Origin of the sequence: Nitrosomonas aestuarii (assembly GCF_003046585.1) — a bacterium.
Lineage (GTDB): Bacteria > Pseudomonadota > Gammaproteobacteria > Burkholderiales > Nitrosomonadaceae > Nitrosomonas > Nitrosomonas aestuarii.
Genome location: NZ_QAAE01000023.1, coordinates 1 through 13,741, shown reverse-complemented (window position 1 = coordinate 13,741; position 13,741 = coordinate 1). Strand labels below are relative to the sequence as shown.

The window sequence follows — 13,741 nt, the reverse complement described above, 5'->3', positions numbered from 1 at the left end:
AGCAAAAAAAAGCACGCCTAAATGGCGTGCTTTTTTACGAATTCAACCGACAGCAACTTATAGCAGTGGAATAATCATCAATGCCACAATGTTGATAATCTTGATCAACGGGTTAATGGCCGGCCCAGCGGTATCCTTGTAAGGATCACCTACAGTATCACCGGTAACAGAAGCTTTGTGCGCTTCACTGTTTTTACCACCGAAATTACCATCTTCAATGTACTTTTTGGCATTATCCCACGCACCACCGCCGGTAGTCATGGAAATTGCTACAAACAATCCAGTCACAATAGAACCCATCAGTACACCACCCAGTGCTTGCGGTCCAAGCAGAACACCTACCAACAATGGCGCCAGGACTGGCAAGAGTGATGGAATCATCATTTCTTTAATCGCAGCTTTAGTCAACATATCAACCGCGCGAGAATAATCAGGCTTTGCCGTACCTTCCATAATTCCTGGAATCTCATTGAACTGGCGGCGCACCTCAATCACCACAGAGCTGGCAGCACGTCCGACTGCTTCCATCGACATAGCAGCAAACAAATACGGAATTAAACCACCAATAAACAAACCAATGATCACCATATGATTGGATAGGTCAAATGACAACAAATGACCAGCAGCTTCAAGCCCATGCGTATAATCCGCAAATAACACCAACGCAGCAAGACCGGCAGATCCGATTGCATAACCTTTGGTTACCGCCTTTGTGGTATTACCTACCGCATCAAGCGGATCAGTAATCGCGCGAACAGACTCAGGCATTTCCGCCATTTCCGCGATACCACCCGCATTATCGGTAATCGGACCATAAGCGTCCAGTGCCACGATAATACCGGTCATCGACAGCATAGCAGTCGCTGCAATGGCGATCCCATACAGACCTGCTAATGAATAGGCCATAAGGATGCTCAAGCAAACCGCCAATACCGGCGCTGCCGTTGCACGCATGGAAACACCCAGACCAGCAATAATGTTAGTAGCATGTCCGGTTGTAGATGCTTCAGCAATATGTTGCACGGGAGGATAGTCAGTGGAAGTGTAATATTCAGTAATCACAACCATAGCACCTGTCAGTAACAAACCAATCGCAGCAGCGAGAAATACGCGCATAACCAGTGCACCACCCGCTACTTCAACACCTGAAACTTCGAGTGTCATATCAGCCATAAACCAGACCGTCACAGGCAAATAAGCAAGCAACGCAATACCCCCCGCAACAATAAGTCCACGGTATAGTGCCTTCATGATCGTTCCGCCATCTTGTATTTTGACGTAGTAGCACCCGATAATTGAAGCAACGATAGAAGCGGCGCCCAGCATGAGTGGATATACCACGGCACTCATCGCATTGCTGGTAAACAGTAATGCACCCAGCAACATGGTAGCGATAATTGTCACCGCATAGGTTTCAAATAAGTCAGCTGCCATACCCGCACAATCACCGACATTATCACCCACGTTATCTGCAATTACAGCCGGATTACGTGGGTCATCTTCTGGAATTCCGGCCTCAACTTTACCGACCAGATCTGCGCCAACATCTGCACCCTTGGTAAAGATACCGCCACCCAAACGCGCAAAAATGGAGATCAGTGAACCACCAAAAGCAAAACCAATCAATGGCTTGATTACATCACTCACCGGTGTGTCCGGATCTGCACCGCTGAATAACCAGGCACAGTAACCGGCAACACCCAGAAGACCTAAGCCGACTACCAGCATGCCTGTTACCGCGCCACCGCGGAATGCGACGGCTAGCGCCTCATTCAATCCTGTACGTGCGGCTTCGGCAGTGCGTACATTTGATTGAACAGAGACATTCATTCCCAGATAACCAGCGGCACCGGATAGCACGGCACCCAGTGCAAAACCGATTGCAGTGTCCCATGTCAATGCCAAGCCAATGGCCAGGAATAGAATCAAACCCACTATACCAATGGTTGTATATTGACGATTGAGATATGCCGAAGCACCTTCCTGTATTGCAGAAGCAATTTCCTGCATGCGAGCATTGCCGGTAGACTGGATATAAATACCCCTAATCCATATGCCGCTGTATACCAGGGCCAGAATCGCGCTACCAATTGCGATAATTAAACCGTTAGACATAAAGAACTCCACTTAAAGTCAGACCATCAAAATTATACGTAGAATATTGGCCTAATAATTCCACATAATTAAACACTTGTTCAAAATCCTGCACAAAAGGCGCATATTTTATATGCACTTGCTGTTTAAATGCATCTTTTTTTATGCAACCTAAATTTCGAATTTTTCCAGTTTCTTTTCTATTGCAACATTTTTCAACCGCACGTAATCAGGCAAACCATTTTTATACGGCGGATAATCTTCTCCCTCTATGAGCGGCAACAGATACTCACGGCATGCTTCACTGATACCAAATCCATCTTCACTGATATAGTCGGCCGGCATCATTTTTTCGACATTTGCGACATTCGCAAGCTGCGCCATACCCACTTTCCACGTGTAAGGCGCGCTGGAAACGCGATCAATTGTCGGCATGACTGAGTTATGACCGGCAATGGCGTACTCCACTGCAGCCTTACCCATCGCGTAAGCTTGCTCGACATCAGTTTTGGAAGCAATATGGCGTGCGGCACGTTGCAAATAATCAGCCACACCCCAGTGATACTTAAGCCCCAGACCATCCTTGATAATATTGGCCACAACCGGCGCAACACCACCCAGTTGCGCATGCCCGAAAGCATCACGCAGCCCTTGATCGGATAGAAAATTCCCATCCTCACCCTTGACACCTTCCGATACTACGACAGAACAATAGCCAAATTGCTTGACATAACCATCCACTTTGGCAAGAAATTTTGCCTTATCAAATGTTATTTCCGGAAACAGAATAACAATCGGAATTTCACAATCCTGGCTGGAAGCCAGACCACCGGCTGCAGCAATCCAACCAGCATGGCGTCCCATGACTTCAAGAACGAAAACCTTGGTGGATGTCTTCGCCATACTGGCCACATCAAAGCTTGCTTCACGCGTGGATACCGCAATATATTTAGCTACAGAACCGAACCCCGGACAACAATCTGTAACAGGCAAATCGTTATCTACTGTTTTAGGCACGTGAATCGCCTGAATCGGGTAACCCAGCGTATCGGAAATCTGCGACACTTTGAGACAGGTGTCGGCAGAATCACCACCGCCATTATAAAAAAAGTATCCGATATTATGCGCTTTAAAAACTTCAATCAAACGTTCGTATTCACGGCGGTTTTGTTCAATGCTTTTCAGCTTGTAGCGACATGAACCGAATCCACCGGATGGTGTATGGCGCAATGCGGCAATCGCTTCGGCTGAATCGGCACTGGTATCTATCAAATCTTCAGTCAGCGCACCAATAATACCGTTGCGGCCCGCGTAAACATCGCCAATTTTATCGGCATGCTGGCGCGCTGTTTCTATGACACCAGCTGCTGATGCATTAATAACAGCAGTTACACCACCCGACTGGGCATAAAATGCATTTTTTATTGACATATTTTTATTTCTCCTGATTAATCAAATCGTAAGCAAAACTATACTGTCAAAAGATACAATTATTAAAATCCAGCAAAACAAAAATCACAGCACAACAAAATCATAACCAGCATAATGTTGTCGCTCTAATTTTGGAAAGTATTACGATGAAACGATACAGATAAACTAATAGTGATTAGTTCAGTGCCGTCAGTATCCTGTCACGAATTTCTTCAACATTCCCTACTCCGGCAACCTTGATATAGCGGGGAGCACTGTTTGTGCCCTCTTCAGACCAATTTGAGTAATAGGAAATGAGCGGCTCAGTTTGTTCATGATAGACCGCCAGTCTTTTTTTGACAGTCTCTTCCCTATCGTCATCACGCTGTATGAGCAGTTCACCGGTTTCGTCATCCAGATTGTCAACTTTTGGGGGATTGAATTCGATATGATAGGTGCGGCCTGAAGCAGGATGCACTCTTCGACCCGACATGCGCCGGATGATTTCATCATCTGCAACATCAATCTCTACCACATAATCAATTTGCACGTCTGCCGCCTTCATGGCATCAGCCTGCGGGATAGTACGTGGAAAACCATCAAACAAAAAGCCCTGGGCACAGTCAGGTTGAGCGATGCGCTCTTTAACTAGATTAATAATAATTTCATCAGATACCAGTCCACCGGAATCCATGATTTTTTTGGCCAGCATGCCAAGCTCGGTGCCTTCCTTGACAGCATTACGCAGCATATCACCCGTAGAAATTTGCGGAATACCGAAATGTTCCTTGATATAATTTGCTTGCGTTCCTTTACCTGCACCGGGACCGCCTAGTAATATAACTCGGATAGCTGTTCTCCCTATTCTTTTATCAGTATGTTTTACAATAAATGCATAGTTAGCAGCAAAAAAGCAAATCCAGAACGAATTTAAAACGCACACGCCCTGCGCCTGACGTCATCTTTCAATGCCATATCACGCGCCTGATGTGTGCTTAATGCGCTGCCACTTCAACCTTAATACGTTATTATATCGTAGGCTGACGAGATACTCGAGTTTTGTTTTATTTTATTTTATTTTTTTAGAACCCAGCAATCTCCAAAAAGAATTTTGAAAACAACAAGCTTCATTGAAGTAATTCCGAATATGCGATAATGCGCCGAATCTTCACAGGAAAAAACATGGACGAAAACAGAAGTAAAGCACTGGCTGTAGCACTTTCCCAAATTGAAAAACAGTTCGGCAAAGGATCCATCATGCGTTTGGGCGCCAACGATGTCGCCAATGACATACAAGTTGTGTCCACCGGATCACTCAGCCTGGACATAGCTTTAGGAGTTGGCGGTTTGCCGCGCGGCCGTGTCATTGAAATCTACGGCCCCGAATCATCAGGCAAAACCACGCTTACACTTCAGGTGATTGCCGAAATGCAGAAACTCGGCGGAACTGCAGCTTTTATTGACGCTGAACATGCCCTCGACCCCCAATATGCACAAAAAATTGGAGTCAATGTGCAGGAACTATTAATCTCACAACCGGACAACGGTGAGCAGGCATTGGAAATCGCCGATATGCTGGTGCGCTCCAGTTCCGTTGATATTGTCGTTATCGATTCTGTCGCCGCCCTGACGCCACGCGCTGAAATTGAAGGCGAAATGGGCGACCCACAAATGGGTTTACAGGCCAGGCTGATGTCGCAGGCGCTCAGAAAGCTGACCGCTAACATCAAACGCAGCAACACCATGGTGATTTTCATTAACCAGATACGCATGAAAATCGGTGTTATTTTTGGTAATCCGGAGACAACCACTGGCGGAAACGCACTCAAGTTCTATGCCTCCATACGCCTTGAAATACGCCGCACAGGCGCCATCAAGAAAGGCGAAGAAACAATCGGCAACGAAACTCGCGTCAAAGTAGTTAAGAACAAGGTGGCGCCACCCTTCAAACAAGCCGAATTTGATATTCTATATGGCGAAGGCATTTCCCGCGAAAGCGAAATCATCGAACTCGGCGTACAACATAAACTAATCGACAAAGCAGGCGCCTGGTATTCCTACAACGGCGAAAAAATTGGCCAGGGAAAAGATAATGTGCGCGAATACCTTAGAGAGCATTCTAAAATAGCCCAGGAGATTGAACAGAAAATTCGCACTGCCGTCAGTATCATAGACAAAAGTAAAAAAACCGGAAAACCAGCAGGTGAACCGACAAATGATGAGAAATAACCAACACTTTTACCACCGCAATTGTAACTATAATGAACGACAAACCGACATTGGAAACACGCGCACTGCGTTACCTGGCAAGACGTGAATATTCCCGGTTTGAGCTGGAAAAAAAATTGTCCGCACACGCATCTTCACCGCAGTCATTGATCAACCTGCTGGATCAGCTCGAACTTGATGGCTGCTTGTCAGCAGAACGCTTTGTCGAACAAGCCACACGTACCCGTAGAGCGCGGTTTGGCAGTCGGCGCATTGTGCGCGAACTAAAAGACAAAGGCATTGAAGAACATTTAATTGCACAGATCTTACCTGACCTTAAAGAAACTGACTTCGAAACAGCCTTGCATATCTGGCAAAAAAAATTCGGTGCACCACCCGATGATTTAAAAGCACGCGGCAGACAGATACGCTTTCTGATCAATAGAGGTTTTTCGTCGGACATTATTCGTCAGGTATTATTACAAGCTGAAAAGGAAAGAATATGAAAACAATTTCAGCACTCATCGTATGCCTGCTCATACTGTTCCCATTAGCAGGCTTCGTTCATGCCAGCGAAATTACCGCTATTCATGAAATCAATACATCACCTGCCGATTTCGACGGTAAATTAGTGACACTCAGAGGCATCACAAAAGATCCGACACGTATTCCTGTCATTGATCTCAAAGCCTATGTACTGGAAGATGACAGCGGTGAATTAATCATACTCACCAGCTCCAATCTGCCAAGAATGGATAAGGAAATCACTGTTCGCGTACGCATCGAAAGTTTGGCGATTATCAAGGGTGAAGCCTTAGGCACGACGGTTGTAGAATTACAAAGATACGAATAATCATTAACAGATATGAAAAGCAGCGAAATAAGACAAAAATTCCTGGAATTCTTTGAATCACACGGTCATACCATTGTTTCCTCCAGCCCGCTGGTACCCGGCAATGACCCGACATTATTGTTCACCAACGCCGGGATGGTGCAATTCAAGGACGTTTTTCTGGGGCAAGATCAAAGAAGCTATACACGTGCAGCCAGCTCGCAGCGTTGTGTACGTGCCGGCGGCAAGCACAATGATCTGGAAAATGTTGGCTATACGGCGCGCCACCACACCTTCTTCGAGATGCTCGGCAACTTCAGTTTTGGTGATTATTTCAAACGTAATGCCATTCAGTTCGCCTGGGAATTTCTGACTGTGACCCTCAAAATACCGCAGGAAAAATTATGGATAACCGTGTACGCTGAAGACGACGAAGCGGCCGACATCTGGCTCAATGAAATTGGCGTGAACGCAGCACGTTTTGTGCGCATCGACACTTCGGACAATTTCTGGCAAATGGGCGATACCGGACCTTGCGGCCCCTGTTCCGAAATTTTTTACGATCATGGCCCGGATGTGGCTGGCGGCCCTCCGGGTTCCGTCACGGCTGAAGGAGATCGTTATATCGAAATCTGGAATCTGGTTTTTATGCAGTACAACCGCGACAGCAACGGCGAATTACACCCGCTTCCCAAACCATCCGTCGATACCGGCATGGGTCTGGAACGCATCTCCGCTGTCATGCAACAGGTTCACAGTAACTATGAAATCGACCTGTTCCAGAAATTGATCAAGGCCGCTGCACGCGTCACCAATACGCAAAATCTCAACGATAATTCACTCAAGGTCATTGCCGATCATATCCGCGCCTGCGCTTTTTTGATTACCGACGGCGTCATTCCAAGCAGCGAAGGACGCGGCTATGTGCTGCGGCGCATCATTCGCCGCGCCATTCGTCATGGTTATCGTCTCGGACAAAACGAACCTTTTTTTTACCGGCTCGTAGCAGACTTGAGTCGGAGCATGGGCGACGCCTATCCTGAACTGATAGCTGCCAATGAGCGTGTTGCCAGTGTTTTGAGACAAGAGGAAGAACGTTTTGCCGAAACCCTGGAACATGGCATGCAAGTACTGGAAAATGCACTGAGCCAGAAAATAAAAGTACTGGATGGTGAAACAGCATTTCGACTATACGACACTTTCGGATTTCCATTGGATTTAACCGCTGACATCGCCCGTGAACGTGACATCAGTATTGACACCGCCGGTTTTGAGCAAGCCATGGCACGCCAACGTGAACAGGCACGCGCAGCCAACAAATTCACCATGACCGAAGGATTCAACTACAGCGGCGACCAAACCGTCTTTCATGGCTATGACGCATTACAACATGAAGGAAAAATCCTTGCGATCTACAAGCAAGGTACTCCTGTCGACTTTATCGAGGCCGGTGATGAAGCCGTCATCGTACTGGACCATACACCCTTCTACGCCGAGTCCGGCGGACAAGTGGGCGACAGCGGCGAGCTCATGGCCGCCAACGGTACCTTTACCGTCTCGGATACACAAAAAATCCAGGCGGATGTATTTGGTCACAAAGGATTATTGCAAAGCGGCCGGCTAATCGTCAAAGATCATGTTCAGGCCAGAGTCAATCCGCTCACGCGCACCAGCACCGCAAATAATCATTCAGCCACCCATCTCCTGCATGCCGCGTTGCGCAAAGTGCTCGGCAACCATGTTACACAAAAAGGCTCGCTGGTTGACGCCAACCGGTTGCGTTTTGACTTTTCGCACAACACGCCGCTCACAGCCGAAGAAACCCGTGAAATCGAGCGCCTGGTCAATGAACAAATCCGCCATAACTGGCAAGTCACAACCGAACATATTAAATATGATGAGGCCATCAAACAAGGCGCGATGGCGTTATTCGGCGAAAAATATACCGATGTCGTGCGCGTCATCGGCATGGGCGAATTCTCGACAGAACTCTGTGGCGGCACCCATGTCGCGCAAATTGGGCAGATTGGTTTTTTTAAAATTATCAGCGAAACAGGCGTTGCTGCAGGCATCCGCCGCGTTGAAGCCGTGACCGGTAAAGCAGCGCTCGATCATGTGCAGCAGCGCGAAGCACAATTACAGACAATCGCACAAACACTCAAAACCAGCCCGCAGGAAATCAATCAGAAAATTGCCCAGATTATCGACAACGTCAAACAAACCGAAAAAGAGCTGACACAAATCAAAGCCAAACTGGCCGCTTATCAAAGCTCTGGGCTAGCCGATCAGGCACAGGAAATTAATGGTATCAAAGTGCTCACTGCCAACCTCGAAGGCGCCAACGCCAAATCGCTACGTGAAACCCTGGACAAACTGAAAGATAAACTCAAAACCTGCGTCATTGTATTAGGTACTGTAGAAGCCGAAAAAATCACTTTGATCGCAGGCGTCAGTGATGATTTAACAAAACAGGTCAAGGCCGGTGAACTGGTCAACTTCGTCGCCCAGCAAGTAGGCGGTAAAGGCGGCGGGCGGCCGGATATGGCGCAAGCAGGCGGCACACAGCCGAATCAGTTGCCTGCGGCACTTAAAAGTGTAATTGGCTGGGTTGAGAATAAATTATAGAATTGAGAAAACTGAAAGATAAATAAACACTCCTTGCTTATAAGGCGAGGGGTTCGACCCTTCCCCCGGAAGAAACACCCATCTTAACCCTGTTGGTTCATTCACATTCCAAATTTTTTTAACAAAACCACACCATCAGAATTCTGAAAATTGATATGCGGCAATTCAATTGCTGTCAATGGCAAAAATATTGACCATATCGTTCATACTATATGTTCATACTTGCCGTGTAATATATTCAACTCTATCGTACTATTAAACAATACGATGGCATGTTTTGAAGTGATAAAATGCATCCCGGAGCTGCCGTAAAATATTAAAAAACAGAAACTTAAATAAAATAGAATATCAATTAATCATTATGTTGGAAATTGAATTTTTCTCAAAAAAGCTATTTTTCGACAGCTCCATCCTATAATAGCGCTTGCTAACATCTGCTTTCGCATATTGTATGGCAAGATCAAACCTCAATGTTCGTTAATTTTTTTACGACGGGCAACTGCGAATCCTGCAAGACCAATACCCAACAGAACAAGAATAGGAGACTCGGGTACGGGACGCGGATTGTCAGGGTTGCTAGCTTTGTTATCCGAACCTGATCCCACGATATTACTACCAAAACCAAACGAATTAGGTTGAGAATTACTCAAACGGTTGGTATCAGTCAGCATGTCATTCAGACTTCCATAGGTAACATAACTGGCTGAAATCGATGATTCACCTTCAATGTTGAAAAGATTCCAGTAGGTTGTGCCATCCGAACCTGACCCCACGATGTTACTGCCAAAACCAAACGAATTAGGTTGAGAATTACTCAAACGGTTGGTATCAGTCAGCATGTCATTCAGACTTCCATAGGTAACATAACTGGCTGAAATCGATGATTCACCTTCAATGTTGAAAAGATTCCAGTAGGTTGTGCCATCCGAACCTGACCCCACGATGTTACTGCCAAAACCAAACGAATTAGGTTGAGAATTACTCAAACGGTTGGTATCAGTCAGCATGTCATTCAGACTTCCATAGGTAACATAACTGGCTGAAATCGATGATTCACCTTCAATGTTGAAAAGATTCCAGTAGGTTGCATGTACAGTGCTCGCCATCGCCATAAAAACCGTGACAGCTACCAACCCGATCAACCTGATTTTATTTTGCATAATAATCTCCAAAGGAATATTGATAAGGAAAAATTCCTTATCCACCAAACAAAAGGAAGCAATAATTGCGCCACCATTCTAGCCATGACAATTCATGAAAAATTATTATTAAAATACATACGGTTAGATTGTTGTTAACAAGACATTCTTTTTCACTGTGCTCACCTTAATTTTCATTGTAAAATTCCTCGACAAATAATGAAAAAATTGACCTAAGCAAATCATTGAGAGGTTAATTACTGCGTTGCTACATTACCAGAAGATTGTTACAGATAATGAACCACTGAGACATAAGCTCCTCTATTGCCAGACTCTCAGAAACATGACAAAAAAATGCTTACAGATTGGGTTGAAAACGCAATAGTACCCCCCCCAAATGACAACCGAAGTCAAAAGTAGAATTTTCTTGTAATTGATAAACAGGCATTTGAGCAGCCTCTACCGGTACATAAAACTTACCTTGCGCTGTGGTCATGAAACCATATTCATCTTTCATTGCTTAATCTCCGGGTGTATAACTTTGATTACTGCGAATAGCTTTGCGAATTGTCGATTTTTTATCGGCATGATACGTATACAATGCGCAATTTGGTGTCGTTGACAACAATTCTTGTCGATTTGAGGTGAGATGATGAAAAAAATTCTAATTGTTTTCTGTTGTGTCTTATTACTGTTAATACTGTCATCCTGTGCATGGGTTAAGGTAAGTCCGAAAGGAGAAGGTGTTCGCCTGGTGCAATCGACCCGAACAATTGAATCGTGCAAAAAGCTGGGAAATGTGAATGCCAAGGTTGTTGGTAAAGTTGTGTTTGACCGTGATGCGGAAAAAGTCGCGGGTGAACTTGCAGCGCTTGCACGTAATGAGGCCGCTTTAATAGGCGGCGATACAATTATTCCCATTTCCGAAATTAGCGACGGAAGACGCACTTTCGCTGTTTATCAGTGCTTCCAATCCAATCGCAATTATTGAAGTTTCCATTATAAAAGCCTTGTGAAAGTTCAGATTTGATTGAAGTTGCTGCTAACCATCAATGTCCACGGCAAACAGAGGGACCAGATCTTGCATGAACACAGCTACAAAAAGCACTGAAAAATGAAGTCAAGTCTTACAACCTAGAAATGACGGACACGGCATTCACAGGGTGTTTCGTCATAAGTCGCAGCTTTGCAGGTAATGGCCGGCACTTGGCAAGCACTGCAACGAGATGACGAAGCATTCTGTGATCGCTCTTCGGTGGATTAGCTTTTCTAAGTTGCTAGAGTACTAGCCACTTCCGTTGGATAACGAGAATTTTGTGCATGCTATCGACTCAAAGCGACTAACAGGCGACCTGGCACGCACATGTTGAAAAATAGAAAAATGTACCAAGATACGTAGTCGTTGCAATCAGTATTCAAAATTCAACGAACAAAATGAAGGAGTATGAATTATGAAATTTAATACATTTTCATTGTTGATAAATATAATTTTAGTATCAGTTATTTTGTGGACACTGCCGCTTACTGCAAAAGACAGCAAATCAACTACCCAATCGACTGGTCTGGCTAGCGCAAAGGTTATAAGTGAAACTGAGCGGGCAAAAGTTGATGATCAAGTTAATAAAAAAGAAAAAGAAATTATTAACGAAGCAGTCGCAGCAATTAATAAGACAAAAAAGCCGTAAACGCACTTAAAAATGAGAAAAAACAGGAAGCTCTAGAAGCATTAGAGGACGCATTGGGTGAGCTTGAAATCGTGCTCGCACGCGAACCGAGCCTGGCTTTTGCGCCTGTTGATACACACATCACCATTCATCATTTAAATCCAAGCCTGGCTGATATTGAACTGGCCAGAAAACAGGCTATAGATTATCTTAAAGACAAGGAAATTCAGAAAGCACGGGCCATTTTAACCGGTCTGGCAAGTGAAGTCGTTCTCAGTGTCACCAGTATCCCATTGGCGACATATCCAGATGTAATCAAACGTGTCATTCCACTGATTGATGCGAATAAGCTTGAAAATGCGCAAGCAGCTCTGCAAACTGCATTGAATTCACTGACGGTAACCAACTATGTTTCTCCGTTGCCCATTATACGGGCCGACGAAATACTTGAAAACGCACAGGCATTGACAAAGAAAACCAATCGCACCAATGCTGAAAATGAAGCGCTTGTACGTTCCATTGGCGACGCGCGTTTGCAGCTGGAAACAGCTGAGGCGCTTGGATATGGCAATCAAGATAACTATCGTGTGCTTTATGAACGATTGGATACGCTTGAGGAAAGAATCGGTGGAAATGCGCCCGGCACTGGCTATTTTGAAGAAATCCGCAATTTTATTTCGGATTATATGGAACCGTTCGACAAGGAATAACTGGTCAACCAACAAGTACACTATCACGCTATTCATTCTTGTTTGATAAGCGTACTTGTCCCGCAATTTTTGGCATTATTATCCGAATCCGCCTACAATGATATCTCGTATTTTTGCCAAAAGGATAAAACAATGCTATGAACAAATTAATATTGATTTTAATGCTACTTTTCTTCAGCACGGATTCAATGGCTGTTGAATGGATCAAGATAACTGAAAGGGAAGAAGATGGCGGTTATACAATTTACGCTGACTTAACCTCTATTAGCATGGCAGATGACCGGGTTAAGATGTGGACTTTGTTTGATTATAAAATCGAACAGGAAGATACCGGCGCTTACTTTTTGTCAAAAAAAGTCCGGCGAAAATATGACTGCCGGGGCAAGCATGTTAAAGAGCTTGCGTTCAAGTTATACAACTGGAATATGGGGCGGGGGGAACTTATCCGTTCTTACAGTCAACCTCAGGAATGGGAAAAAATCGAGCCCGGTAGCGTAAGAGAGGCTGAATGGAAAATGGCCTGTAATCATCCCGCATTAAATGACTAAATAGTTATCGACTTTTCCCGTTTAGGCCAGACCGGATGAAAGCCATGAATGAACTGACAATCAATGCTATCCTGCCAGACAGTTTAATATCCGTTCATCTGACCGTTTCATGAATAGGACACCAACTCATTCAAAGTCACAACTTGCGCGGCAATTGACTGAGTTGGTTTCACAGTCTTCCGCTATCAGACTGGTGATATTGTTCGGCTCTCAGGCAAACACCGAACAACAAAAGCACTTCGGCAGTGACATTGATCTGGCAATAGTAGTTCCATAATCAATCAATACTACCGTCATCAAATGACCGACTTGAATCAGAAAATAACTTTTGCGAGTTCTGCGGATAAAATAATAATCTGAGAAGCTCATACTAATCTAACTAACTAAATGCTTTAAAACAATATTACATGTACTAGTGTGATTACCAAGGGAAACTGTCGGTCTAATTACCGAGCGACTTTGTCATAATCACTTTAGCAAGTCGTGCCTCATTCCACAATTACTTTTTTAT

Annotated in this window: 13 protein-coding genes and 1 pseudogene; 9 read left to right on the top strand and 5 right to left on the bottom strand. The window is 44.9% G+C overall.

Annotation, left to right across the window (positions count from 1 at the left end; all coding sequences use genetic code 11):
* Positions 1-57: 57 nt before the first annotated feature.
* From C8R11_RS14145 to adk, 3 genes are all read right to left on the bottom strand, one after another.
* Positions 58-2,115, bottom strand: a complete 2,058-nt coding sequence (locus C8R11_RS14145) for a sodium-translocating pyrophosphatase (protein ID WP_090700065.1) — start codon at positions 2,113-2,115, stop codon at positions 58-60.
* A 150-nt stretch (positions 2,116-2,265) separates the two neighbouring features.
* A complete protein-coding gene (locus C8R11_RS14140; protein WP_107796268.1) occupies positions 2,266-3,525 on the bottom strand; it encodes a 6-phosphofructokinase in 1,260 nt (419 codons plus the stop codon).
* 175 nt (positions 3,526-3,700) lie between these two features.
* Positions 3,701-4,354 carry an adenylate kinase gene (gene adk / locus C8R11_RS14135; protein ID WP_090700173.1) on the bottom strand — a complete coding sequence of 218 codons (654 nt, stop codon included), beginning with the start codon at positions 4,352-4,354 and terminating at the stop codon, positions 3,701-3,703.
* 332 nt (positions 4,355-4,686) lie between these two features.
* On the opposite strand from adk, the gene recA reads away from it, so the two are divergent.
* The 4 genes from recA to alaS are packed head-to-tail and all read left to right on the top strand — an operon-like array spanning position 4,687 to position 9,169.
* Positions 4,687-5,733: a recombinase RecA gene (gene recA, locus C8R11_RS14130; RefSeq protein WP_107796267.1), complete on the top strand. Its 1,047-nt coding sequence runs from the start codon at positions 4,687-4,689 to the stop codon at positions 5,731-5,733.
* A gap of 32 nt (positions 5,734-5,765) precedes the next feature.
* The gene (gene recX / locus C8R11_RS14125; protein WP_107796266.1) at positions 5,766-6,218 is read left to right on the top strand and encodes a recombination regulator RecX; all 453 of its coding nucleotides are present in this window, start codon (positions 5,766-5,768) and stop codon (positions 6,216-6,218) included.
* Positions 6,215-6,565: a hypothetical protein gene (locus tag C8R11_RS14120; RefSeq protein ID WP_107796265.1), complete on the top strand. Its 351-nt coding sequence runs from the start codon at positions 6,215-6,217 to the stop codon at positions 6,563-6,565. Before recX ends, C8R11_RS14120 begins: the two co-directional genes overlap by 4 nt.
* Before the next feature lie 12 nt (positions 6,566-6,577).
* Positions 6,578-9,169, top strand: a complete 2,592-nt coding sequence (gene alaS, locus C8R11_RS14115) for an alanine--tRNA ligase (protein ID WP_107796264.1) — start codon at positions 6,578-6,580, stop codon at positions 9,167-9,169.
* A gap of 467 nt (positions 9,170-9,636) precedes the next feature.
* Here alaS and C8R11_RS14110 read toward each other — a convergent pair whose 3' ends face one another.
* Together C8R11_RS14110 and C8R11_RS16290 are read right to left on the bottom strand one after the other, a co-directional pair.
* A complete protein-coding gene (locus C8R11_RS14110) occupies positions 9,637-10,329 on the bottom strand; it encodes a PEP-CTERM sorting domain-containing protein (protein WP_107796263.1) in 693 nt (230 codons plus the stop codon).
* Positions 10,330-10,666: 337 nt separating this feature from the next.
* A complete protein-coding gene (locus C8R11_RS16290; RefSeq protein ID WP_181258273.1) occupies positions 10,667-10,825 on the bottom strand; it encodes a hypothetical protein in 159 nt (52 codons plus the stop codon).
* Between the two features lie 132 nt (positions 10,826-10,957).
* Here C8R11_RS16290 and C8R11_RS14105 point away from each other — a divergent pair, with 132 nt between their 5' ends.
* The 5 genes and pseudogenes from C8R11_RS14105 (at position 10,958) to C8R11_RS15935 (ending at position 13,507) form a co-directional block, all read left to right on the top strand.
* On the top strand, positions 10,958-11,299 hold the full coding sequence (locus C8R11_RS14105) for a DUF4156 domain-containing protein (RefSeq protein ID WP_244907706.1): 342 nt from the start codon (positions 10,958-10,960) through the stop codon (positions 11,297-11,299).
* A 460-nt stretch (positions 11,300-11,759) separates the two neighbouring features.
* Positions 11,760-11,993, top strand: coding sequence for a hypothetical protein (locus tag C8R11_RS14100; RefSeq protein WP_107796261.1), 234 nt, complete (start codon positions 11,760-11,762; stop codon positions 11,991-11,993).
* A 47-nt stretch (positions 11,994-12,040) separates the two neighbouring features.
* Positions 12,041-12,682, top strand: a pseudogene (locus tag C8R11_RS14095) (YfdX family protein); the annotation flags it as partial.
* A gap of 137 nt (positions 12,683-12,819) precedes the next feature.
* Positions 12,820-13,230, top strand: coding sequence for a surface-adhesin E family protein (locus tag C8R11_RS14090; RefSeq protein WP_107796259.1), 411 nt, complete (start codon positions 12,820-12,822; stop codon positions 13,228-13,230).
* A 109-nt stretch (positions 13,231-13,339) separates the two neighbouring features.
* Positions 13,340-13,507 (top strand): nucleotidyltransferase domain-containing protein, encoded by a 168-nt coding sequence (locus C8R11_RS15935; protein ID WP_146159123.1) that lies wholly within the window; start codon positions 13,340-13,342, stop codon positions 13,505-13,507.
* The last annotated feature ends 234 nt before the right edge of the window (positions 13,508-13,741 follow it).

Bases quoted from the DNA above. Each gene is read 5' to 3' on its own strand.
- C8R11_RS14120 (WP_107796265.1), top strand. From the start codon at position 6,215: ATGAAAACAATTTCAGCACTCATCGTATGCCTGCTCATACTGTTCCCA.
- alaS (WP_107796264.1), top strand. From the start codon at position 6,578: ATGAAAAGCAGCGAAATAAGACAAAAATTCCTGGAATTCTTTGAATCA.
- C8R11_RS14090 (WP_107796259.1), top strand. From the start codon at position 12,820: ATGAACAAATTAATATTGATTTTAATGCTACTTTTCTTCAGCACGGAT.
- C8R11_RS15935 (WP_146159123.1), top strand. From the start codon at position 13,340: ATGAATAGGACACCAACTCATTCAAAGTCACAACTTGCGCGGCAATTG.
- C8R11_RS16290 (WP_181258273.1), bottom strand. From the start codon at position 10,825: ATGAAAGATGAATATGGTTTCATGACCACAGCGCAAGGTAAGTTTTAT.
- recX (WP_107796266.1), top strand. From the start codon at position 5,766: ATGAACGACAAACCGACATTGGAAACACGCGCACTGCGTTACCTGGCA.
- C8R11_RS14110 (WP_107796263.1), bottom strand. From the start codon at position 10,329: ATGCAAAATAAAATCAGGTTGATCGGGTTGGTAGCTGTCACGGTTTTT.
- C8R11_RS14145 (WP_090700065.1), bottom strand. From the start codon at position 2,115: ATGTCTAACGGTTTAATTATCGCAATTGGTAGCGCGATTCTGGCCCTG.
- C8R11_RS14140 (WP_107796268.1), bottom strand. From the start codon at position 3,525: ATGTCAATAAAAAATGCATTTTATGCCCAGTCGGGTGGTGTAACTGCT.
- C8R11_RS14105 (WP_244907706.1), top strand. From the start codon at position 10,958: ATGATGAAAAAAATTCTAATTGTTTTCTGTTGTGTCTTATTACTGTTA.
- recA (WP_107796267.1), top strand. From the start codon at position 4,687: ATGGACGAAAACAGAAGTAAAGCACTGGCTGTAGCACTTTCCCAAATT.
- C8R11_RS14100 (WP_107796261.1), top strand. From the start codon at position 11,760: ATGAAATTTAATACATTTTCATTGTTGATAAATATAATTTTAGTATCA.